The organism is Pedobacter nototheniae (assembly GCF_032678625.1).
GTDB classification, from domain to species: Bacteria; Bacteroidota; Bacteroidia; order Sphingobacteriales; family Sphingobacteriaceae; genus Pedobacter; species Pedobacter nototheniae_A.
Map to the genome: position 1 here is coordinate 577362 of NZ_JAVTSO010000001.1, position 24903 is coordinate 602264.

Below are 24903 nucleotides of genomic sequence, written 5' to 3' on the forward strand. Positions count from 1 at the left end.
ATTGAATTAACGGAGTAAACTCACTATAATGGCCCCCAAAGATGCAACCGCAGTCCCGATACCTATCCAGCTTTGCGCACTCAATCGCTCTCTTTCGGCTCGCTTTGGCACTAATATTTCTGCTCCTGGTTTTATTATAGGATTATTGTTAAAGAACAAAAACTTGCTCACTGCTGCTGCAGAACCATTTGCGTATTTAACATATACACCAGATTTGCGTGCGTTTGATGTAAAACCACCAGCACCATTGATATATTGTTTTAAGCTTTTACCAGATAAAAACACGATACTATTGGGATTTAAAACCTCTCCTGTTACTTTTACGGTTTGCAGTGTACGCGGAACACGAATCACATCGCCATCCTCCACAATTAGATCATATTTGGAAAGTGGATTTTCCATAATCCGAACTAAGTTAATTCCAACTAAATCGCTTTGAATTAGTTTCTGTTCTACTTCAGCTTTAACAGTATCTTTCACGCCTGTTTCCTGTGCTCTCTTTAGATTCAAGAATTTTTTATCTTCCTCATCCTTATTATTGATTGCATTTTTATCAGTAGGATTAATCTTTTCTGCGCCTGGTCTTTTTAATGAAGCACCATCAGCATAAGCATAAGAAGTTAAGCCTCCGCCTCTTTTAATCAAGTCTGAAATTCTTTCATTTTTATTGGTGATGGTATAAGTTCCCGGATAAAGAACCTCACCTTCTAATTTAACTTGTTTTTGTACGGTATATCCCTCTGAATTCCGCACAGAAATAATATCAAAGGGTTTAAGTATAAAAGGCTCTCCATCTAATTTAAGATCTGGACTAACATTTACAGTAAATACTTCTGCTGTACGAGCGGCAACAGAAGTGGCATCACTGTTTTTTACCCTTCTGGAAATTTCAATTCGATTTGGCGTCGCGCCTTCCTTAAATCCACCCGCCATTTGAATTACAGATTCCAGTGTCATATTATCTGCGTACTCAAAAGTACCTGGAGCCCTCACCTCACCTTGAATACTTACTTTGTATTCATCTCTTAAATCGAATAAAGATGAAATCGTAATTTTATCTTCTCTTTGAAGTGTAATGTCGCCATCGGCACCTGAGATAATTTTAGCTACATCAAAAGAAATTAAGGATTGGGTGTTATCTGGATTTAAGCGGTTAATGTAACCACGATTTAGAAAAGCATCTTCAGTTAATCCATCTGATTTATTAATTAATCCACGTAAAGTTAATCCTTTATCCAGCTCGTAAACACCGGGGCGGAATACAGCACCTAAAATCTCAACACGATTGGCAAAGCGGTCCAATATCGCTTCAACAACAAATTTATCTCCATTTTTAGGGATATAAGAATTAAAGTCTGCGGCTGGAACATCTAAAATCTTGCGTTCTTTATCCGTATTTTGGAAAGATTTAATTTTTGCAGTGTAAGCCTGTGTTGTAAAACCGCCAGCAAAGTTTAATACACTTTGTAAGGTTTCTCCATTTACGACTTCAAAAAAAGCAGGAACTTTTATCTCGCCGGTAATTTCAACTCTTTTATCAAATACAGGAACATTAATTACATCCTGATCTTGTAACCGGATATTATTTTGTTGAATTCCTTTTAGCAGAAAATCATAAACATCAACTGTTGAAACAACTTTGTTATTTCTAATGACCTGTATTTTACGAAAAGATCCATTGTTAGATGGACCACCAGATGCATAGAGCGCATTATATACAGTTGATAATGAGGATAATGTATAAGTCCCTGGTTTTACCAATTGCCCCGTTAACGTAACCTTTATGCTCCTGATATTACCCAGATTAATGGCCAAACTTGTTCTGCCAGACCTTAATGATGGATAAGTTTTACCCATCGCACTTTTGATTTTTGATTCTGCTTGTTCAATAGTTAAGCCACCCACCGAAATCCGTCCAACATATTGCAGGTTGATAACTCCATCTGGACTAACTAAAAGGTTATAATTTGCTTCGTTATCGCCATTCAGATCAATTAACAATTTATCATCAGGGCCAATGATATAACTTTTAGGTGTAGCTATACGTAAATTTGGTTCAAAAGTTATTGCTCCATTTTTAAACATTTCAGAGCCAAAAATCTTTGGTCCAACTTCTTCGTCCGCTACTTTTTTCTCGTTGTCAACTTTTCCTCCATCAGTTGTTTCGCTAATTTCACGTCCGGTATTCGTTGGTTTATCTTCCGCTTTAACAGCAGAACCTTGTTTGCGAACTTTTTCTACACGTAAACGGAGTTTTGCAATTTCATCTGCTTTCATCCCTTGAGCCGCTGCCATCTGCTCCAATTGAGCATCGCCATAACCTATGGACTCGGCCTTCTTAATCATCTGTAGGATTTGCGCATCGGATAACTCATCAACCTTAACATTGGCGTAATTGGTTTGAGCGATTGCAGCGGTATTAAAACCTATATATATTACAATTAGGACTAATAATTTCAGTATTTTTCTTTCCATAAATAGTATTAATTCAAGCTCCTTATAAAGTTAGGGAGATGAAATTTATTATGTTAACTGGGAGGTTTTTATATGTAATATTAAGAATAATATTATTCAAAATAATTAAGGGTTTTAAATCCACCTTTTTTCAGGTACTCGTCTTTTTTCATAAGTTGTAAATCAGCGTGAGCCATATCTTTCACCAAAGCCTGTAAATCATACTTTGGCTGCCAGCCCAACTGTGTTTTTGATTTCGTAGGATCCCCCAATAATAAATCAACTTCTGTTGGCCTGAAATACTTTGGATCTACCCGAACTATAGTCATACCAGGTTTTAAAAAATCAACTTTAATATCCAATTGGCCTGCAAGTACTTCATCAACATCAATAATCACTCCTTTTTCGTGTTCATCTTTGCCGCTAAACTCAATTTCTATGCCAAGTTCTGCAAAACTCATCCTTACAAATTCTCTAACGGTGGTTGTTACACCAGTAGCAATTACATAATCTTCTGGCTTTTCTTGTTGAAGAATAAGCCACATTGCCTCAATATAATCTTTGGCATGCCCCCAATCTCTTTGTGCAGAGAGGTTTCCAAGATAAAGACAATTTTGCAAGCCTAAAGAAATTTTGGCTGCGGCCCTCGTAATTTTCCGGGTAACAAATGTTTCGCCTCTTAGCGGACTTTCATGATTAAACAAAATTCCATTGCAAGCAAACATTTTATAAGCTTCTCGGTAATTCACAGTGATCCAATATGCATACATTTTTGCAGCTGCATAGGGCGATCTGGGGTAAAACGGGGTAGTTTCACTTTGTGGAACAGCTTGCACTAAACCATATAATTCGGAAGTAGAAGCCTGATATATCTTTGTTTTTTCCGTAAGTCCTAAAATTCTGATAGCCTCTAATAATCTTAAAGTACCAATTCCGTCAGCATTTGCGGTATATTCAGGCATTTCAAAGCTCACATGAACGTGGCTCATTGCAGCAAGATTATAAATCTCATCTGGTTGGGTTTCCTGAATAATGCGTATTAAATTAGTAGAATCTGTTAAATCTCCGTAGTGGAGTTTGAAATTAACATTTTTTTCGTGCTGATCCTGATATAAGTGATCGATCCGATCGGTATTAAATGAAGAGGAACGTCTTTTTAAACCGTGAACAAAGTATCCCTTTTTTAGCAAAAATTCTGCTAAGTAGGCGCCATCCTGGCCCGTTACTCCTGTAATTAAGGCAACTTTCATAAACTATTCCGTAGGTATTAAGCTTGCAAACATACACAATAATTTATTTGTAAAAAAAGACAGTGTTATAATCTGGCATCAACTAAACTCCGATCGATAAAGGATTTTGTATCAAATATGATCGCTCCTTTGTTCTTATAAGTTTTAAAATCTAGCGTTAAAAACTGTTTATGTGCAACGGCTAATATAATCGCATCATAATTCTTTAATGAGTCATAATCGCTTAGATTAATATCATACTCCTTAAAAACATTTTCTTTACTTGCCCAGGGATCGTATACATCCACATCGATACTAAATGAGCTAAGCTCTTTATATATATCAACCACTTTTGTATTTCTGGTGTCCGGACAATTTTCTTTAAAAGCGAAACCAAGAATAAGCACCTTGGCGTGTTTAATGGTTTTATCCCTGGCTATCATCATTTTAATGACTTTATTCGCAACAAATACCCCCATATTATCGTTAACCCTCCTGCCTGAAAGGATTACTTCTGGTTTATAGCCTAATGATTCTGATTTATGTGCTAAATAATAAGGATCTACGCCAATACAATGTCCACCAACCAGCCCAGGTTTATAATTAAGAAAATTCCACTTTGTTGCCGCTGCAGACAAAACATCTGAAGTATCAATATTCATTCGGTCGAAAATCAATGCCAATTCATTTACAAAGGAAATATTGACATCTCTTTGTGCATTTTCGATAGCTTTAGAAGCTTCGGCAACTTTTATGCTTGGTGCAAGGTGTGTTCCCGCTATTATGATGCTTTTATAAAGCTCATCAACCCTTAATGCTGTTTCAGGATTTGATCCTGAAGTAACCTTTTTTATTTTGGTCAGTGTATTTACCTTATCGCCGGGATTAATTCTTTCTGGTGAATATCCGCAAAAGAAATCTTCATTGTATTTCAGTCCAGATATTCGTTCTAAAACAGGAACACAATCTTCTTCCGTACAACCAGGGTAAACGGTAGATTCATACACAACAGTATCCCCTTTTTTTAAAACCCTTCCCACCATTTCAGAAGCACTCAAAAGTGGCTCCAAATTTGGCTGTTTAAGGTGATTAATCGGCGTAGGTACCGTAACAATATAAATATTACTTTCACTTATATCCGGAAGATCAGAACTGAATGTTAGTCCCGAAAATTCATTGCTTTCTTTTAAAACTACAGATAATAACTCCAGATCGGCTTCCTGTGTTTGATCGAGTCCTTCCTGTAATTCTGCCACCCTATTTTTATCAATATCGAAACCGATTACCGGATATTTTTTCGCAAATTCTAAAGCCAATGGTAAGCCAACATACCCTAAACCAATAATTGCAATTTTTGGAAGATCTGTCATTTATTTTGATTCTGATTACAAAGATGCACTTAAACAACTGATTATTGCGCACCACTATTAACAATTTAGCCCAAATCCTTTTCGGAGACTTGGGCTAAATAAATTGACTTATGCTAATTTATTTTATCTGTTTAAGCAAATAACTGCCATAACCACTTTTTATCAATGGCGTAGCAATAGCTTTAAGCTGCTCTGCATTTATAAAGGCCATGCGATACGCGATTTCTTCTATACAACCAATTTTTAAGCCCTGACGTTCTTCAATAATCTGAACAAACTGGCCGGCCTGCATTAAAGAAGTAAAAGTTCCGGTATCTAACCAGGCTGTTCCACGACTTAAAACACCTACTTTCAATTTTCCGCGCTCTAAATAAACCCGGTTAACATCTGTAATTTCGTACTCTCCACGTGGAGAAGGCTTTATATTTTTAGCAATTTCTACCACTTCGTTATCATAAAAATATAAACCTGGAACGGCATAATCAGATTTAGGTTTTGCTGGTTTTTCTTCAATAGAAATTGCTTTTTTATTTTCATCAAACTCAACTACGCCATAACGTTCCGGATCAGAAACTTGATAAGCAAATACTATACCGCCATCCGGATCAGAACTTGATTGCAGTAACTTCGCCATGCCATCTCCATGAAAAATATTATCACCCAACACTAACGCAACTTTATCTTTTCCGATAAACTCTTCTCCAATTACAAAAGCTTGCGCCAGGCCGTTCGGCTCATGCTGTACCGCGTAACTAAATTTACAACCTAAATGACTTCCATCACCCAATAATTTTTCAAAATTAGGCAAATCGTGCGGCGTGGATATAATCAGGATTTCTTTTATACCAGCCAACATCAAAGTAGATAGTGGATAATAAATCATGGGCTTATCATAAACCGGCATCATTTGCTTGCTACATGCCAGTGTTAAAGGATGCAAGCGTGTTCCACTTCCTCCGGCCAGAATTATACCTTTCATATTATAGATTTATGGTTGGTTATTTTTTAATTGTTTTATACATTCCACTAAACTATCTCTCCAGTAAGGAATCGACAAATTAAATGTGGTTTTAATTTTAGTTTTATCCATTACCGAAAATGGAGGACGAACGGCTTTAGTTGGATAGGCTGAACCTGGAATTGGATTCACTCTAACCTTTGTCTCACTAATATCAAAAATAGCCTTTGCAAAATCGAACCAGGAAGTTACCCCTTCATTACTGTAGTGATATAAGCCGTAAGAATTGTTTTCCGAACTAATGATTTCGAAAATGGTATTTGCCAAATCAATTGCATAAGTAGGCGTACCTACCTGATCTGCTATAATATTTAATTCATCCCGATCCGCACCTAATTTTAGCATGGTTTTAACAAAATTGTTTGCAAACTCTGAATACAGCCAGCTGGTACGAATGATAAAATACTGCTCTAAAACGGATTCAATAGCTTTCTCTCCATCAAGCTTGGTAATACCGTAAACGTTAATTGGTTTTGCGAAATCCTCTTCAGACAACAACTTCACCTCATTACCTTCAAAAACAAAATCGGTAGATATATGAATTAATGTTGCATTATACTTTTTGCAAACCTCCGCCAAATTTAGCGCACCTGTTTCATTAACCGCTTTAGCCAAGTCAATTTCATCCTCTGCCTTATCCACAGCGGTATATGCTGCACAATTAATAACATATGCAGGTTTTTCTTTTTCAAACAGAACAGCTAAGAGTTCGGGCTTCAAAATATTGGCCTCCTGCTCTGCAGTAAAAACAATCTCGGTTATCCCTCTTCTCCCGGCAACCGTTTTAAGGCATTGCCCTAACTGGCCACCGGCGCCTATCACTAATATTTTATCCATTTGATAAAGATGAAAATGAATTTAATATAAGGTCTTTTTCTGAAACAGATTCTTTTCCTGAAGGAATCAGCCAATCAATATTTAAATCGGGATCGTTAAACATAATTCCCTGTTCTGATTCTTTATTATAAAAATTATCGCACTTATAAAAAAACTCTGCGGTTTCGCTTAAAACAGAAAAACCGTGTAAAAATCCTCTGGGAACATACAATTGCATCTTATTCTCCGCACTTAGTTTTATGGCAATGTGCTTACCAAAAGTCGGAGAACCAATTCGTGCATCAACAGCTATATCTAAAACCTCTCCCTTTAAAACGCTTACCAGCTTAGCCTGCGCAAATTCGCCAGCTTGTTTGTGCAAACCTCTGATTACTCCATAGGAAGAAAAAGACTGATTATCTTGTACAAAAACGCCAGACAAACCCGTTTTCTCTTCAAAAGTATTGCGATTGAAACTTTCAAAAAAATAACCTCTCGGATCTTCGAACACCCTTGGTTTTATAATTATGCAATCTTTTAACCCCGTTTGCTCTATTTCCATTATTTATTGTTGTACTGTTGTTCGTAATATGATTGATAATTACCAGAGGTAACATTATTTAACCAGTCTTCATTCTGAAGATACCAATCTACTGTTTTAGCTAATCCTTCTTCAAATTGTAAACTTGGTACCCAATCCAGTTGGTTTTGTAACTTGGAAGAATCAATTGCATAACGTAAATCATGGCCTGCACGATCAGTAACGTACGTGATCAACTTAGCTGATTCTCCGTCTTCCCGTCCTAACTTCTGATCCATAATGCTGCATAACAGATTAATTAAATCAATATTTTTCCATTCATTATGCCCACCAATATTATAAGTATCGCCGGTTTTTGAGTTATGAAAAATTACATCGATGGCCCGCGCATGATCTTCTACCCATAACCAATCGCGTACATTTTCACCTTTACCATAAACAGGTACAGGCTTATTATTTTTGATGTTGTTAATTGCTAATGGTATTAATTTTTCCGGAAAGTGATGTGAACCATAATTATTTGAACAGTTAGAAATCACACAATCCATTCCATAAGTATCATGATAAGCCCTTACAAAATGATCAGAGCTTGCTTTTGAAGCCGAATATGGGCTATGCGGATCGTAAGCGGTCGTCTCGGTAAACATACCCTCTTCTCCCAGTGCGCCATACACTTCATCGGTACTTACATGGTAAAATCTTTTTTTATCGTAATCACCTTTCCAAAATTCACGTGCAGCATTTAATAAATTTACTGTTCCGATAACGTTGGTCATAACAAAAGCAGTAGGATCAGTAATAGATCGATCTACATGGCTTTCTGCTGCTAAATGAATAACGGCATCAAAGTTTTCTTTTTTAAACAGTTCACTTATTGCTATTGCATCCGTAATATCTTCTTTAACAAACCTATAATTTGGTTTATTTTCAATATCAGTTAAGTTAGCCAGATTACCAGCATAAGTAAGTTTATCTAAGTTTACAATTTCGTATTGCGGATAATTGTTCACAAAACGACGAACTACATGAGAGCCAATAAAACCTGCCCCACCGGTAATTAATATTTTTTTCACAGTATATATTTTACAGTTTGCTAAAATAACATAGAATTTGCAATTAAGCAATTAATATGCCATGAGTTAATGAACCCTATAATTTTAGTTTAACAATTCAATCTGTTTATCAACCGTTATAATTAAATAAAAACCTTCTAAAATCTTAGTCATCAATTCGTATTGTTCAAACAAGTAAATTGGCTCTAAATCACTTATGTTACTCTTTTTACTTAGCACTGCATATAACCATTCGAGCATTCCATAGCGTAACCTTTGTACCTTTTTAAAAGTAAGGTGATGTTTAAAAAACAAATAGGGATCATTTTTCTCTTTAATACTCAAAAATGAAACATCACACTGACCGTGGTAATAATCTCCTTTTGAAATGGAATTTATCCGGATTTTATCTAACCACTGACCAAATGTTTCTGTATCATTATTAAATACTCTTTTTGGCGAATACTTAATTTGCTTATTAACGATCAAGCACCCAACATTTAGTAACTGCGTAAACATATTGTGAAAGAATACAAAGTTTTGAGAATTAGCGATAGTTCCACTTTCTGTTAGAGATGTTTTAAACCATTTCCGCAATCGTTTTTTGTGCCCGCCTAATCCATCAATGCTAAAAAAATACTCTACAAAAAGAAATGGGCTCTCTTTATACTTTTCATCCAAAGTTAATGGACAAGTGTACTCAAACCAATTAACATCTGCCTGATAATTCTTAATCACTTTATCAAAGTCGAAAAACTGACTGGCCGCCTCAATAAAGTAACATTCGTCTAAATAAATTTTATTAATGCTTTTCATAACCTTCATTCTAAATTTGTATCTTTACAACTACGTACTTATAATCAAATTTAACAAAAAAATTATATTATCTATAAATAATTATAAAATCTTATTAACATTTTAAATGACTGAGAACCAAAGATTAAAATCATTAATAGACATTTTGCATTTTAAGACACAAAAGGAATTTGCTGAGAAGATCAAAATCCAACAAGGTTCACTTTCTGATATCCTCAGAGAGAAAAATGGTATGGGCATATCCAATGCACTCAAAGATAAACTGAGGCTTATTTTAGGTGTAAATATAGAATGGTTAGAAACAGGAATTGGTGAACCTATTAATAAAGAATCTATTATATCTAAACCAAAAGAAGGTGTTCCATATTTTGACATCAGCTTATCTGACACAGATAAATTGGTCCTTGAGGAAGAACGTGCCGAATATTTAGTTAACTACCAGCCCTTTAACGATTGCAGCGCCTACCTCCCGGTTTATGGAGACAGCATGTATCCAAAGTATGCTGCCGGAGAAATTATTGCGGTAAAAGAGATTACAAACTATGAAATATTACAATGGGGAGAAGCTTATATTGTAATGACAGATGCTAAAACAAACAACCTTAGAAGTATAAAATTAGTATATGAACATAAAAACGAAAAGAAAATTATTCTTCGTTCGTCAAATCCAGATTATAAAGGCGACATTATTTTAAATCGGGACAATATTATTGCCTTATACATCATTAAAGGTAAAATTACCAGAAATTCAATTTGAGCCTGATCGAGACTTAAAGATTTTCGAGTTCGATGCTTTCTTCAAGTGATTTGTACCATTCTTCTCCATACTTACGAATAAGCGGTCCTTTAAGAAAGCTGTAGACAGGAACTTTGAGTTCGCGGCCAAAAGTACAGGCATCATGGCAAATATGCCATCTGTCGTAATTTAAAACGTCAAATTCAGGATATTTAGTAATTCTTATTGGATATAAGTGACAGGAAATTGGTTTTTGCCAATCTACAATTCCTTGTTCGTATGCTTTTTCAATGGCACATTTTGTGATGCCACCTTCGAAAAGAACGTAAGCGCACTCTTTATTTTTATCTACACAGGGCGTGGTTAAGTCTCCGTCTTCATCAACAACATATACACCTTGTTCTTCAATTGCTTTTATCCCCTTTTCATTTAGCAAATGCTTAATTTTTGGATAAACATCTTCCAGAATACCTTTTTCCTCATTGTCAAGGGGGGCTCCAGAATCGCCTTCCACACAACAAATCCCTTTACATTTGCTTAAGTTGCACACAAAGTTCTCTTTCAAAACATCTTCGTGCACAAGCACCTGTTCTACTTCTATCATCATTATTCTTTTGCTATTGCATATTTTAAGCCTGCTGCAGATTTTAATTCCATCGTGACAGCGCCAACCAATATTTCTACTTGTGCCTTTACCGGAACACGGTTTCCATCATCTGTTACCCACAAATATAGGCGGCTGTCTTTTTTAAAAATGCGGCCCGGCTTTATGGAGGGACTAAATTTCAGGCACCTAATATTACCTAATTTATTTTTAACGGTTTCTTTACCTACATATTCTATTTCTAAAGCCGATATTTCATCGCCTAAGAAATAGTTAAGTTTAAATTTATCACCAATTTTAAGCTTACTGATATCCAGGCTTCTTGCAAAATAATAGGCCGAAACCAAATCAAAAGTTTGTGTAGTTGGTGTAGTAAATGTACCCCTATTGGATACTACTTTTTTTGCATCTTGTGTAAAACGTGCCTTATCCTGTCTTTTATAACTGGCTTCTTTAATATTTTCCTGGTAGAAATATGGTGTTAAATCCGTTTTATCTATATAAGAATCGTAATGATCTCTTATTTTATAAAAAATATCGAACGTACCTGATGTTTGCGCATCAACGGTAAGTTTATAGGTTGGTTTATTATCAAATTTAAGATCAGAGTTTGTCACTTTAATTGTAGCTTCTGCAGCTGTAATAAAGCCATACCTAAGTTTATACTGCAAAACTTCCCCATCCTGAAAAACAGGTTCCTTTTTCAATGGCAATTCCTGAGCCTTTGTAAACAGCGCACTTGCCGTGACTATTGCGATTAAAAATAGTTTTTTCATTTGCATATTTTATTTCATTTGTGTTGGTACTGCAACCCCTACAGTAACAATGATGAAGATATGCAAAAAGTAAACCAATTTTAATCTTTTCTTTTAAATACAGGCACTGTAGAGCATGGTTCGCCAAACATAATGCTTTTAACTACAGGTGTTAGCAAATTTGTTATTTCAACATATGCTGCTACCGGCACATCAATATCGCCACATCCTTTTACTACTACGCGCTCATTGGCATAAGCCTTAGGATCTATCTTAGCAATTGCCTTCGAAAACATAACAGCCTCTAATGTTTCTAAACTACCAAAAACAACCTCTCTTGCAAAAGGACTAATTCGGTTAGCCAATAGCATATAAGCCCAGGTTGGAACTATCGCATCTGCAGAGCAAATAATGGCGACATTTTTATTCTGGTACTGCGACCAATCATGGTTTTTAATAAATTCTCTGAAATCTTTTTCTCTTAGCATTAAACCATGGAAAAGATTGTCTTTAATATCGTAGAGAATTCTTTCACCATTATCGTAATAATCTTCAAGGTTTAAAGTAACCAAACCACTATTTGCTACTTTATTGATGATGTTTTCCTGGATTTCCATTTTGCTTATATAAAAAAACCGTTCCAACTCAACATTGGAACGGTTACAAAATTACGCAATTTCTAATTAATAGAATTTCACGCGATTGTCTTTTATCTTCGCATTATCTTGTAAAGCCTGGAAAGCTGCTCCTAACGAACGCTGACCTAAACTTAACAACATACTTTCTTTTTGTTTAAACATATTTGCAATTGGTGCCGGATTTGTAAATCCATCAACGGAGAAAACATATACGCCACGTTCTCCATTTACAGGAGAAGACACTTTACCTGGCTGAGAGCCGAATACGCTACCCACTAAGGCATTTTCTTGCGCTACACCAGGAATAATTGGATTTGCAAAAACAATATTTTGAACCGGATTAACTGTGCGGCCAACTTTAGATGCAATTTGATCTAAGCCAGCTTTCCCTGCTTTTTCAAACTTGTCTTTTAACATTTTAGCTTTTACTGCATTGCGAACCATTGGCTCGATTTCTTTTTTAACAGATTCCAATGGCAAAATGCCCTTTGGATTAACAGCTGTTAAATGCGCAACTACATACGCATTCGCCATATTGTAAATCTCAGGTAATACCTCACCTTTATCAGCTGCGTACGCATCCTGAATTAATTTACGTGGGTTATCTAAACCTGGCGCAAAGCCTTGTGTTGGTGTAATTTTATCGGCAATAGCTACTTTAAGTCCTTTTTGCTGAGCAAGTTTATTGAAGTCATTTCCTTTAACCTCACTTAAGAAATTACTTGCCGCTTTGTAAGCTGCTGCTTGTGTTTTGCTACTTGCACCTAAAGTTTTCTCCACATAAGCCAACTTAGCTACCTTAGATGAACCAATTTGTTTTTCAATTTTAATTACATGATAACCGAACTGAGATTTAACAACTTTAATATCTCCAGTCTGACCATCAAAAGCTGCATTCTCAAACTCAGGCACCATAGCACCACGTGCAAATGTACCCAGTTCGCCGCCTTTATCTTTAGAACCGTCAACACTATAGTTTTTAGCCAATTCAGCAAAACTACTTCCTTTTACAACCAATGCTTTTAATGAATCAGCAAGTTTTAATGCTTTATCATCTCCACCAACTTTAGCCGGATCGATTAAGATGTGACTTGCTTTAACAGAATCAGGAGAAAAACGGGTAGCAATAACTTTTACTACTTTATAAGAATTGCCTGATAACTTCGGTCCGTAAAAACTTCCTGCAGGTAAAGAGAATACTGCAGAATCTACAGCCGGATCTAATTTACCTTTAGTTAAATACGTATAAGGAACTTTAACATCAGAATTAATTGCGGCAAAAAGTGAATCATTTTTAGCTACTTTAAAATCTTCAGCTATTTTATCAACCTGAGTTTTAATCGCTAATGAATCTGCCGCGGTTGGTTTAATACTGAAAGTAACATATTCAAATGCACGGGTATCTTGTGGATTATTGAAACGTGCTTTGTTTTCGTTGTAGTAATCTGAGTAATCAGACTCTGCCAGCTTTACAGATGCATCTGGAATTGAAGTATAATCCAGGCTTACATATTTAAAGTTAGCCAGTTTATTGCGGTTTGTATACTCGTCAGTTGCTTCCAAAGAAGTTACATAAACAGAGTTACGGACTAAGTTTGAATATTTTTGCTGTAAAGCCTGATTTTTTATTTCCTCCTGCAACATGTTGGATTGTTGCAAAGCTTGCGGCTCTTTTGATTTAAGAAACTGGTTTAAAGACAACCTGTTGATCTGACCTGTTTGAGGATCAGAAAAATATTGTTTAATTAATGGACTTGGGTTTTGCCCAACCAATAAATCCATTAGCTCATCATTAGAAACGATTAAGCCCAAACGATCATATTCTTTAGTTAACAATACACCAGCTAATTCTGCATTCCATGCCTGATCTACTGCCATAGCTGTCATCTGTGCATTTGCACTTCCACCATATTGCTGTTTAAACTGGTTTAAATTTTGATCCACTTTTGGTGTAAACTCATCTATGCTGATATCCTTTCCATCAATTGAACCTACTGTTTTCTGATTTGCAGCCCAGAAAGGCTTACCCACGTTAATTGCATCGCCTACTAAAAATGCAACAATTGCAAAACCTATAGCAAAGACCAGGATATAGCCTGCACGGTTACGCAAAAATGTCATTAATCCCATATTGTACTTATAATTTATTTAGTTTTTTTAAGAGGGCGCAAGATACAAATTTGTGTCAAAAAAGAAAATTGATTTTATTATTAATTTTATTGTAAAAAAAGCCCATCCATTTTCCGGATGAGCTGATTTAGAGAGCGGTATTAATTTATTGTATTGTCATTTTTGCATTAATAGATACTTTACCATCTTTATCATAAGCGATAAAATCCATTACAATAACGGCGGTAGCTGTATTGTGCTTTTAGCGATATTGGTAAGGTATAAAATAATAGATTTTTATTCTTTTAAAATTAATGAGATACTAACTAAATCTGTAATGATTAGGATACAGAGATTATATAATATATCCTTATATTTAATTTAGATAAGCCAGTTAACCTTTAAATTAATTAAAAAACAAGTATGAAAAAAAAGCTTATTACTTTAAAAACATCGAAAGTCGCTTTAATACTTTCTGTATTATTCCTTTCAAATTGTAAAAAAGATGAGATTGTTAATCATCCTGATGGTTATGGGACTAAGAAAAATGAAGTTTTAGCCTATAATAAAAATACCACGGGTACATCAGATATAATTTCGTTACCCACTAATACACAGTTGGAACTTGGCATATTAGATTCTGTAACGCTTAACAAAATAGAAGGTTTAACTCTTAATGAACAGAAAGCCTTTTGGTATATTGTGTCAGATATTGAAACTGAAGGTTTCGATGAATTTGCGATTAGAATTCATTCAGCTAATCTCAATATTTTTCCTTTTCCAATGATTGAGCCTAATTCGCAACCCTCATCTGCAGGTGAATTTGTTGCAACTCCAAGTAATTTATATACAAGAATTTCTAATCCTCACTCTTCACTTACAGCTCGAAAAATAAGAAATTTCGATAATTTAATTGATGCAATGCCATTAATTAGTGGATATATAAATGTCTTTACGGGAGAGTTATTATATTCCATTCTATTAGCTAATGATGGTTCCCCATACTTTAGTGTAGCTGCTTTAAGCGTGCCAATAGTCGAAGATCAGGATAACCCGGGAAATCCAGAATAAATCAAATAATTCTTATTCTAAGTAGAATTTAATTAGTAATTAATTAAAAAGTATTTTTCAAATTATAAATTTTAACGTTAAACTCATGAGATCTTTTATTCTATTACTTTTATTTCTTGGTCTTTTCATTTCCTGCCAGAAAGAAATACCTATCCCATCGTTATCTGCAAATAATGATAATTTAGAAAAAAAATTAAATGCAGGACATAGTACATCAAACGATGTCGTACCCCCAGGTTTACTTAATGAATTTAATGCTCTGAATTTTAAAGAAAAATGGATTTTTGTAATTTCATCATTAGCTATTGAGAACAATATAGTTAATCCAGGCTTTCAAACCGGAGCCCTTTACCAAATACAAATTGACTTTGATATTTTAGCAAACTTAACCCCCTTAGACACTATCGAAGGACCCGGATCAAATCTTTTATATCCGTTTTTATTTCAAGAACTTTCTATTTCTGCTGGCTCAAGTGTACCTAATTATATGTCTTACCCTTACAGCGCTTACAACACTCAAAAATCCTTTAAAACCCAAAATGAGTTAATTGAGGTTGTTAAGCACATCTATAACGAATCTTTAGACTATGTATTTAATCCATTTGCGTACACAACAAAGTTTCATTTTTTTATAGTAAAGAAAGATGATCATGTAAATGGCGGCGTTTATTATTCTATCTTCTTAGGTCAAGAAATATATGTTCAAGATCAAACAGCGATTGTAAACGAACCAGAATATACTGGTGGTACAATGACTCAACCTATTAATGTTGGATGCGATGTGAAAAGGAAAAAAGTTTTAAAAGCGGAAGAATCTGAGCAAGAAAAACGACTAATTAACATGATGCCATGTTCTGTAATTAATTCTATGTATCCTAATTAGTTATGCAATGCCTTTTCTCAAGTCTTTTGATACTAATTTAGTATATTAAATTAAGGCAATCTTTAGTCAAAGCAAGGGATCATTTTGATTTGAAAACAATCTCTTGCTTTACGGTTTTCTGAAAAATATCTCCAATTAAATCCTTATATGATTTTACTCAACTTATCACAACAAGCCTCCACTTTTTTACAAGTCGATTTGGTTTATTAATAAAAGCAAAGCGTAAGACAAGTGATCTATAAAACTGTTTAAGGCGCTATGCCTTCTTTCATATTGAGTTCGCCACTTCCCTTATCCATTTTATAGGTACTAAAATCCTGAGGAGCCTCAAAGTTTATACCATCTCCAATATTGCCATCAGCACCTTTAACATACACACGTTGTGTGGAATAAAAAATCTTTTTGGCTTCATCCCAAATCAGCTCTTCAGATGAAAAGGTATCTCCTTTATCATTTTTAACCACGACATTTTTTTTAAATGTAGTTCTAAGTTCCTGGTCGCGCCGAATGGCATATTCGCACGTCAGTGTACCATCTATAGCGCCGTTAGGATTGTAAAAATCAATTTTTACACCCTTTACCATTTCCTGGTAAGTACTACCAGTTGTGGCCGTTACTTTATCCAAAATTGGTGCAACGCCACGCGCCTTTACCCGGGCAGAATCACTGTAAATGATATCAACGCCTAAAGTACGGTCGCGACTGAGTATTACTTTTTGTGTAGAAACAGAGTTGGCTTTTTTTAGGTCGTCCTCTCCACACGAAGTCAGGAAAAGTGACAACCCAAGAATTAAACCATATAAAGGCGTATTAAATCTCATTAATCTACTTTATACCTGCGGAACCAGGTATCGTTCAAAGTAAAGCCTAAGTGAAAGTTAATAAATTTCTCTTTAACCAAATTATCAGTTAGGGTTCCTCTTTGTCCTAATTCTGTAGTAAAGTTTATTTTGTAAAATGCTGATCCTGCATTAGCGGAAGGCAGTGGGAAACCAAAACCAAAAGATGCAGCCATTTGCTTAATGTCTTGATTGCCTATTTTAATGTAGGTTTTATCATAACTTACTCCTAAACGATAATCAACGCGTTTAAAATAACTATTATACGAAGTATAATCTGGTGTAAACTGGCCTCCTAATGATGCACCATAACTATTTTGTAAATTCTGGTTAACATCATTAATGGTTAACTGCGACCATTTACCCAACCTAAAATCGGCTCCTACCAGCCATTTATCACTTTGTTGAATCGAGATACCAAAGTTATGGCTTGTTGGTAATTTCAAACTTGATTTGCCGTTTTCAATAGAACTTAGGGTATCTAATGCTGTTTGCTCGTTTCCACTTGCATCCCTAAGATATTGAGTAGCGTAGAACGACTGGGTTGAATTAACCTTGCCTGAAGTACTTCCTGAATAACCCAAGGTAACTGTTGTTTTTGGGCCTACACTAAAGTCGTATTGAATGCCGTATGAATAATTAAACCCTCCAACACTATTTTTATTTTGAAGTTTTGCATTATAGGCACCACTAACATTATACTCTGTTGAACGGGTAGTTAACAAGTTACCAAAAATATATTCTAAGTTACCTCCAATTCTTAAATGATCGCCAATGCGGTAACCATAACCTAAATAGGCTTTTGATAAACCACCTTCGCCTTCATAAAGCTGATCTACAGACATTGTATCTACTTTAGTTGTATTTCTGTAAGAATAACCCAAATCAGAATAAGGCATAATACCAAAACTTAAAGCAGATCTTCTGTTTACCGGAATAGCAAAAGCTAAATGGCTAAAAGTAGAGTTAAAACTTGTTTCGCTTAAATTAGCACGCGATAAATTGGTAATATCAGCACTCATACCAATATCAATTGTGGTTAAGTTAATACCTGAATAAGATGCAGGATTCTGCATATTGATATAATTAAATCCTGTAACCTTGTTAACTGCGGTAGAAATTCCGCCCATTGCCCTTAGCTGAGGTAATAAAGAGCCTTTTATATTTCCAAGCCCGTATCTTGAATATGGCGATGAAGTGGTAACCTGTGCCTGAACACCTAAACCACAAACTAAAACGAGTATGGCTGCAATATAATTTATTCTTTTGTACATTTTAATCTGCAATAGCTTCATTTAATCCTTTTAACACTAAAAAGGGATCTGTTATAATTTGAGGCGCAAAGATGCTGTTTTGTAATTGCTTATACAAAAAATTAGCGTCTCCCCCCGTTAAAATCACCTGTAAAGTACTTTCTTTTTTATTATTTATGGCAATAAAGCCTTCAATTTCATTTATTACTCCCTGTAATACGCCATTTAACATTGCTGTTTGCGTATCATTTCCTTCAGGAATTGCAGCTTCGGCATCCCACTCCACTAACGGCAAACGCCGGGTAAAGGTATGCATGGCTTTAAATCTCATTTCTATTCCAGGACTAATGCTTCCGCCGTAATATTCTTTAGCATGGGTCAAGATGTCGTATGTAATGCATGTTCCAGCATCAATAACTAAACTTGCTTTATCTGGAAATAATCCATTTGCGCCTAAAACAACTGCCCATCTATCTAAGCCCAAAGTAGCCGGGGTTTTATATTTATTTGCGACTCCATTGCTTAACACTGTTGAAAACCGGGTGTACTGTGTATGGTGTTGCAAAAATAATTCAAGCGCTCCTATTTCTTCACTTACCGAACTGATTATAGCTTTTTCTGGTGAAAATTCTTTTATTAAACCGGCTAAATCGGCTACCCCAAGTTTTTCAATACGTTGGTGGTCAACAATCTCCAGTCCAGCAAAAACAGCAATTTTAGCAGCAGAATTACCGATATCAATACACAGCTTATGCATTTATAAAACAAGTAATTTTCTTCAAGGTTACAAGAACACTCCTGTTATTGTCATTTAAAAAAGATTTTACCTCAACCTTCATGGCACAAAGCTATTAATCTTTAGCAAGTTTCGGGTGCGTATTTTGTTAAAAAAGGTTAAACAAAAAGAAAATACTGTACACTCAGTACAAATAACAGGAATAGCGTTTCATAAAACCATCGTTTTTTAGCGTTGCTAAAGTAGTAGGCCAGTAATACAGCTCCTGGCGGTACACATAGCAGGAAGTGCCATATCCTGAAATCGGGTTTAAGGTAAAAACTTGCTGCTGATACGATAAACATAAAAAATAAAAGCTGGAATCCTTTACGGGTACTGATAAAGCTCCTGAAAAAGTTTTCTCTTAGCTGTAAAGAGGCCAGGATAATAATTACAACCACTGGTATGAGCACCAGGTAATCATTATAATTTATTTTAAAAACAGATGGAAATTTATTTCCCAAAGGCTTCCAGATTTGATAAAACGAACTGAGGTTATTATTCCAGTAATAAAAAACTGCAAGAAAAAAGAATACTGTTAGGTAGCCAACTATCCCTCCAACCCACTCGCGCCAGTTAAAAGAACGAAACAGCAACAAGGCCAGAAAAATGGTCAGGAACATCGCAATAAACGGAAAGTAGATCAAGGTGCCTATCCCGATAATCATTCCAATATCGAAAACTGTTGTAATGGAATTGGCACTTTTACCCAGCTTTAAAAATTTATCAATCATCCAGATTAATAAAAAATTACAGATTAATGCCGGGCTTAAAACCATAAAAGGCATAAATAAGCTCGATCCGGTTACAAACATTAAACCTGGCAAAAAGCTGGGTTTACTTAATAAATTGTGGTTATTAATAATTCTGTTAAAAGTCAAGGCCTGTATAAAAACCAAAATTCCTGCAAAAAAAACATTGGTGGCCGGAGAGAAGGCATTTTCCAGGTTTATATTAATCAGCAACCGGGCAAAAGGCTCCAGAAAATCAAAATTGAGTTGTGCAGGCATCTCATAAAAAATAGCCATACGCATAAAAAATGTGTAAGCCAGCAACAAAATGAGGTTAACCGGATTTAGCTTTCTAAACTGATTGATCATGCCTTTTTAAAGAGTAGGCAAAGTAAAGAAAATATTTTGAGACCTAAGCAGAAAGCGTAGGCACTAAATTTTCCTGACGTATTTCTTTACCATGTCGTCAATAATCTGAGCGGTTTCATCCGGAAAATTAAACTGATGCTGTTGTGGATTTTCTACCCAGTTTTTTATAACCGGCAACCAATTGCGGGTGCTGCCCCAAATCACAGGCAAACCAAATTGTTTTAAAGCATAGGCATTGCACTGCTGTTCAAATTGGAAACGCATTGGCGCTACCAATAACTTTTTTCCCAAATAAAGAGCTTCGGCAGGCCCTTCAAAACCACCGCCGGTAAACATACCTTCGCAAGCGGCTAAACTTTTATTAAACTTTTCGTTATTAACGGGTTCAACCATTACATTACCTTCCTGATATGCTATTTTATTATGCTTGGAAAATACCTGCCATTGAACTTGCGGTATTTGAACAAGTAATTTCACCAGCCTTTTGTCATCAATGGCCGGGAGATATACCGTATAATGTCCTAAATTCTGACGCTCCATTTGCCGTATTTCGGCCCTGATTACCGGTGTATGGATAAAAGTATCATAACGATCAAAATGAAAGCCTATATGGTGTGTTGTGGGTGCGTAATGACTTAAAATAACTTTACCCCAATCAATCGTTTTTGGCCTCGGTACTTTTTTTGATTTAAATGCTGCCTGATGGCTTAAAGATACGCATTCAATGCCTTGTAACTTACAAGCCCAGGCACTTACGGGTTCAAAATCATTTACAATTAAGTTATAGTCTTTTAAAGGCAATTGTTTCATGTCTTTTCTAAAGCGAAAAAGATTCATGCTCAGCCAGGTTTTAAAATGATCTACTCCTCCCTTCTTACCAAAAATAAAACTGAAACCATGCAATTGATATTTTACCGGCTGGCTAAGTTTTACGTCGGCCTGTGTACCACTAATTAAAATATCCAGTTCTCCGTATTTTTGTAAAAGCGGAATAATTTCCCTTGCCCTGCTGATGTGGCCATTGCCTGTTCCTTGTATTGCGTAAAGTATCTTCATTTTATTTGCCCGAATATCTATAATTATTAGGCAATTTCATATTTAATATTGTTTAAAAGTAAATTTATATCCAGCTTACTTCTTAAATCTTCCGCGTCAGACATCATTCCTTCATCCGCTTCGTCCTTTACAAAATCCTTATATTCATATTTAAAAATAGACCAGCTTTGCTCCTTATATTCGAGGGCTGTTAAACTCTCTACCCAATCGCCACTGTTTAAATAGGTAACCTTTCCGCTCTCACTGCTAATTTCTCTTTTTTCTGCCTGATGGATATGCCCGCAAACCACATAATCATACCCTTTTTCTATAGCAAGCTCTGCGGCAACCTGCTCAAAACTATTGATAAACTTTACAGCATCTTTAAATTTTGCTTTTATCTTTTTCGAAAAACTCATTTTCTCCCGCCCCATTGCATTAAGTACCCAGTTTACAAAACTGTTAATCAAAATCAATGTATCGTAACCAACAGCCCCCAGTTTAGCCAGCCATTTTGAGTGCTGCATGGTTACATCAAAAACATCCCCATGAAAGAACCAGGCCTTTTTACCATCAAGCTCCAAAATAAGTTTGTTTTGCAGATGAAACGACCCCATTTCCATTCCGTCAAATTTCCTTAACATTTCATCATGGTTCCCCGTTAAGTAGTGAACCTTAACCCCTTCTGCCACAAACTTCATAATCTTACGGATTACTTTCATGTGTGATTCTGGCCAATAGCTTTTACTAAACTGCCATATATCAATAATATCACCGTTTAAAATTAAAGTTTGGGGTTTAATACTTTTCAGGTATTTTAAAAGTTCTTTCGCGTGGCAACCATAAGTGCCAAGATGCACATCGGATATTACGACTACATCGACATTTCTTTTATCCATAAACGGGATTTTTTAGGGGTAAAAATTCAGGTACCGCCCTTTTCAGGCAGTTTAAAAAGGAGATAATTGTATTACCACTCTTCTTCCTCATCGAGTTTTACCTCAAAGGGGCTAAAGAAATAAAGTACAACAATTAATAAACAGATGGCAAAAAATGATTCTAACATACTATCAGTTTTACAATACAAAGGTAAGACGCTGTCTATCAAACAAATGTTACGGTATTGTTAAATTTTAAATTGTATTTGATAAAGAATGTTAAAATGACATTATGTAGGGAATTTCGATTTAGCAGCACATTTAGCCTATTAGAAGAAAAGTGCAAAATAAATCCAATAAAAAGCCCCATAAGAATAAAATCTTATGGGGCTTTTATTTAAAAGTGGCTTAGGCCACTTTCTTTTTTTTGTTTTTATTTTCAGAATAAATTCCGAAACCTAAACCTGCTAATAGTAAAACTGTACCGGCTAAAGAGATTTGTTCTCCGGTGTAATAAGATGCCGGATGGAAAATAAATTCTAATTTATGGTTACCAGCTTCCAGTTGCGCAGCACGTAAAACGTAATCAGCCCTAAAATATGGTTTCTCTACACCATCAATAAACATTTTCCAGCCTTTATCATAATAAATTTCTGAGAAAACCGCAATTGCATCCTTTGCACTTGAATATTCATAAGTTAAATGGTCAGGATTATAATTGGTTAACTTAATAAAACCCTCCTGTCCTGTACCAAGGCGTTTTGTATCAATTAAGGTTTTATAGCTTTCATCAACAATGGCTTCTTTTTTAGGATCAAAACTGCTAATTGCTTTCATTTCCTCATCTGAGTTTTTAGCAAATTGTACGCTTGGCACAAACCATGCATTTCCAGCCGCTGTTGCATTCCGTTCCATTTTATACGATCCGTTTTTAGGATCCTGCGAAATGATGTATTTGGTGTTCAACATATCCAGAACATCATGATTTATACTTTTTGTAAATTGATTCTGGATCAATTCATCATAACGCTTAAGTTTAGCGGCATGGTATCCACCTATTGTTTTATGGAATGCAGAGGTACTGGCATTGTTAAATGTATTGATAGACTGATCGTAAACCCTGAAGTTGGGATCTTTATCTGCCAGGATAAAATTATCAACATCGCGAGGCTGAAAATAGCTTTCTAATGAAGTTTTGGTTTCAAAATTTGTATTGTTTAAATATCTTTTATCAATCTGCCACATATCTACTAAAACAGCTAATGCCAATAAACCAAAAGCAAACTGCATATTCATTTTTTTGGTGATAAAAGCCCAAACAATTCCAAAACCTACTAAAATGAAAAAGAACGAACGGAATGCATCGGTACGCGCAATAGAAATTCGATCTTCAACTAAAGCGTTTGCAATTTTTTGTGCAATACTTGCATTGTTTTGAAGGCTTTGGGTAAGTGCCTGAACAATTTCAAGGTGGTTTGAGGCTTTAAAACTAAAAAACAAGGTCGGTGCAATACCAACAAGCAAAGCAAAACCACCAGTTATCCCTGCAGACCATGTTAATTTTTTAACCAGCACCTTTTGATCAATATTGCCCTCTTGTGCTTCTTTCATCGCTAAAAGCGCTAAAACAGGAACCATTAAACCCACTACGGCTAAAATAGATTCAACCGCCCTGAATTTGTTGTATAAAGGAAAATAGTTGAAGAATATATCACTAACAAAAGGAAAGTTTTTACCGAAAGCAAGTAAAATGAATAATATAGTTGTAATTAAAATCCACCATTTTAAAGGACTGCGAACGATAAATAAGCCAAATACAAATAAGAAACAAATGATAGCCCCAAAGTAATATCCGCCTTGGGTAAAAGGTTTTTCGCCCCAATACTGCTGCATATTTAATTGCTGACCTAAAGATTGGATGGCCTGGCCGGTTTGATTTGGATCACCACCTGTAATCTCCGAAACGGCTTTATACATATGGCTATCTGGATTAAGCAAACGCTCAGAGCCTGTTGCCCCACCGTATAAATCGGGAATAAGAAAAGTAAAACTCTCTCCCACACCCTGGCTCCATTGGTAAGCATATTCCTTTGACATTCCTGCATCTTTTGTAGTTGCAGCAGTTGTTAAATTAGATTTGCCACGATTGGTTTCTTTAGCATATTCGGCGGTAGACCACAATAAACTCGCGTTAATCATTACTGCAATCACAATTGATAAGGCTAAAAATCCAAACGATTTACCTAAAGCCTTTAAAGTTTTTGTTTTATAGGCCTGATAAATTTCTACACCTGCAAAAATTAATATGGCCAAGAAAAGGTAATAAGTCATTTGAACATGGTTGGTTCTTATTTCCAATGCCAAAAACAAAGCCGTTAAACTGGCACCATACCAGTACCTGCCCCTAAGGGTTAAAACTATACCTGCTATTATTGGTGCAAAAAATCCAATTGCAAGCGCTTTACTACTGTGTCCGCTGGCAATTAACACAAAATTGTACATTGTAAACGTAAACGCTATAGCACCTGCCGCAGCCAGCCAGGGGTTAATTTTTAAAACAATAAACAAAAAGTACGCACCAAAAAGCAATAATAAAACTGTTCCTACAGGGTTAGGCAATGCTTTTGTAATTAGAGCAACACCATAGGTTGCACCGTTGTAAGCATATTGAACCCAGATTTGATAGGCTGGCATACCGCCAAACATCTGATTTGTCCAGAGCGGGCCTTTTCCGTCCTTCTCTTTAAAATCCATAATTTCTTTTTGCATAGCCTGCGACTGAAGCACATCGCTTTGTGCAGGCGCTTTACCCTGTAAAACAGGACTGAAGTAGGCAAAAGTAATGACTACAAAAATTGCAACAATGGCTACATGGATGCCATTTTTATTAAACCAGTTATTCATTAAGGTTTGTTTAAGTTTAAACGAATG

General features: G+C 35.5%; 22 protein-coding genes. 3 read left to right on the forward strand and 19 right to left on the reverse strand.

All coding sequences use genetic code 11. From position 1 onward, the window contains the following. Window positions 1-6: 6 nt before the first annotated feature. From R2Q77_RS02580 to R2Q77_RS02615, 8 genes are all read right to left on the reverse strand, one after another. Entirely contained in the window at window positions 7-2475 is a 2469-nt protein-coding gene (locus R2Q77_RS02580; protein WP_316802145.1) for an SLBB domain-containing protein, read from the reverse strand. A 92-nt stretch (window positions 2476-2567) separates the two neighbouring features. Continuing rightward, the gene (gene gmd / locus R2Q77_RS02585; RefSeq protein ID WP_316802146.1) at window positions 2568-3704 is read right to left on the reverse strand and encodes a GDP-mannose 4,6-dehydratase; all 1137 of its coding nucleotides are present in this window, start codon (window positions 3702-3704) and stop codon (window positions 2568-2570) included. 65 nt (window positions 3705-3769) lie between these two features. Then, window positions 3770-5053, reverse strand: a complete 1284-nt coding sequence (locus R2Q77_RS02590; protein WP_316802147.1) for a nucleotide sugar dehydrogenase — start codon at window positions 5051-5053, stop codon at window positions 3770-3772. A 118-nt stretch (window positions 5054-5171) separates the two neighbouring features. After that, window positions 5172-6032 (reverse strand): glucose-1-phosphate thymidylyltransferase RfbA, encoded by an 861-nt coding sequence (gene rfbA, locus R2Q77_RS02595; protein ID WP_316802148.1) that lies wholly within the window; start codon window positions 6030-6032, stop codon window positions 5172-5174. A 9-nt stretch (window positions 6033-6041) separates the two neighbouring features. Continuing rightward, window positions 6042-6908: a dTDP-4-dehydrorhamnose reductase gene (gene rfbD, locus R2Q77_RS02600; RefSeq protein ID WP_316802149.1), complete on the reverse strand. Its 867-nt coding sequence runs from the start codon at window positions 6906-6908 to the stop codon at window positions 6042-6044. Further along, window positions 6901-7449 carry a dTDP-4-dehydrorhamnose 3,5-epimerase gene (gene rfbC / locus R2Q77_RS02605; protein ID WP_316802150.1) on the reverse strand — a complete coding sequence of 183 codons (549 nt, stop codon included), beginning with the start codon at window positions 7447-7449 and terminating at the stop codon, window positions 6901-6903. Before rfbC ends, rfbD begins: the two co-directional genes overlap by 8 nt. Then, window positions 7449-8501: a dTDP-glucose 4,6-dehydratase gene (gene rfbB, locus R2Q77_RS02610; protein WP_316802151.1), complete on the reverse strand. Its 1053-nt coding sequence runs from the start codon at window positions 8499-8501 to the stop codon at window positions 7449-7451. Before rfbB ends, rfbC begins: the two co-directional genes overlap by 1 nt. A gap of 84 nt (window positions 8502-8585) precedes the next feature. Further along, window positions 8586-9296: a hypothetical protein gene (locus R2Q77_RS02615; protein WP_316802152.1), complete on the reverse strand. Its 711-nt coding sequence runs from the start codon at window positions 9294-9296 to the stop codon at window positions 8586-8588. Between the two features lie 106 nt (window positions 9297-9402). On the opposite strand from R2Q77_RS02615, the gene R2Q77_RS02620 reads away from it, so the two are divergent. Beyond that, window positions 9403-10053, forward strand: a complete 651-nt coding sequence (locus R2Q77_RS02620) for a helix-turn-helix transcriptional regulator (protein ID WP_316802153.1) — start codon at window positions 9403-9405, stop codon at window positions 10051-10053. A 13-nt stretch (window positions 10054-10066) separates the two neighbouring features. Here the strand turns inward: R2Q77_RS02620 and R2Q77_RS02625 are convergent, their stop codons facing one another. The 4 genes from R2Q77_RS02625 to R2Q77_RS02640 form a co-directional block, all read right to left on the reverse strand. After that, complete coding sequence (locus R2Q77_RS02625) at window positions 10067-10636, reverse strand: DUF3109 family protein (RefSeq protein WP_316802743.1); 570 nt, start codon at window positions 10634-10636, stop codon at window positions 10067-10069. Between the two features lie 2 nt (window positions 10637-10638). Then, a complete protein-coding gene (locus R2Q77_RS02630) occupies window positions 10639-11412 on the reverse strand; it encodes a DUF3108 domain-containing protein (RefSeq protein ID WP_316802154.1) in 774 nt (257 codons plus the stop codon). Window positions 11413-11492: 80 nt separating this feature from the next. Beyond that, entirely contained in the window at window positions 11493-12008 is a 516-nt protein-coding gene (locus R2Q77_RS02635) for a DUF2480 family protein (protein ID WP_316802155.1), read from the reverse strand. Between the two features lie 66 nt (window positions 12009-12074). Beyond that, a complete protein-coding gene (locus tag R2Q77_RS02640; protein WP_316802156.1) occupies window positions 12075-14159 on the reverse strand; it encodes a SurA N-terminal domain-containing protein in 2085 nt (694 codons plus the stop codon). Window positions 14160-14561: 402 nt separating this feature from the next. On the opposite strand from R2Q77_RS02640, the gene R2Q77_RS02645 reads away from it, so the two are divergent. Then, window positions 14562-15209, forward strand: coding sequence for a hypothetical protein (locus R2Q77_RS02645; protein WP_316802157.1), 648 nt, complete (start codon window positions 14562-14564; stop codon window positions 15207-15209). Between the two features lie 85 nt (window positions 15210-15294). Then, on the forward strand, window positions 15295-16092 hold the full coding sequence (locus R2Q77_RS02650) for a hypothetical protein (protein WP_316802158.1): 798 nt from the start codon (window positions 15295-15297) through the stop codon (window positions 16090-16092). Between the two features lie 248 nt (window positions 16093-16340). On the opposite strand, the gene R2Q77_RS02655 is transcribed toward R2Q77_RS02650, so the two are convergent. The 7 genes from R2Q77_RS02655 to R2Q77_RS02685 all read right to left on the reverse strand — a co-directional run bounded on the left by R2Q77_RS02655 (window position 16341) and on the right by R2Q77_RS02685 (window position 24876). Beyond that, entirely contained in the window at window positions 16341-16913 is a 573-nt protein-coding gene (locus tag R2Q77_RS02655) for a hypothetical protein (protein WP_316802159.1), read from the reverse strand. Beyond that, on the reverse strand, window positions 16913-18205 hold the full coding sequence (locus R2Q77_RS02660; RefSeq protein WP_316802160.1) for a hypothetical protein: 1293 nt from the start codon (window positions 18203-18205) through the stop codon (window positions 16913-16915). The genes R2Q77_RS02655 and R2Q77_RS02660 overlap by 1 nt, the downstream gene beginning before the upstream one ends. Before the next feature lies 1 nt (window position 18206). After that, window positions 18207-18941 (reverse strand): type III pantothenate kinase, encoded by a 735-nt coding sequence (locus tag R2Q77_RS02665; RefSeq protein WP_316802161.1) that lies wholly within the window; start codon window positions 18939-18941, stop codon window positions 18207-18209. 137 nt (window positions 18942-19078) lie between these two features. Then, on the reverse strand, window positions 19079-20059 hold the full coding sequence (locus R2Q77_RS02670; RefSeq protein WP_316802162.1) for a DUF6427 family protein: 981 nt from the start codon (window positions 20057-20059) through the stop codon (window positions 19079-19081). Between the two features lie 63 nt (window positions 20060-20122). After that, complete coding sequence (locus R2Q77_RS02675; protein WP_316802163.1) at window positions 20123-21115, reverse strand: glycosyltransferase family protein; 993 nt, start codon at window positions 21113-21115, stop codon at window positions 20123-20125. Window positions 21116-21141: 26 nt separating this feature from the next. Next, window positions 21142-21993: a UDP-2,3-diacylglucosamine diphosphatase gene (locus tag R2Q77_RS02680; protein ID WP_316802164.1), complete on the reverse strand. Its 852-nt coding sequence runs from the start codon at window positions 21991-21993 to the stop codon at window positions 21142-21144. A 387-nt stretch (window positions 21994-22380) separates the two neighbouring features. Then, window positions 22381-24876, reverse strand: coding sequence for a YfhO family protein (locus R2Q77_RS02685; protein ID WP_316802165.1), 2496 nt, complete (start codon window positions 24874-24876; stop codon window positions 22381-22383). Between the last annotated feature and the right edge of the window lie 27 nt (window positions 24877-24903).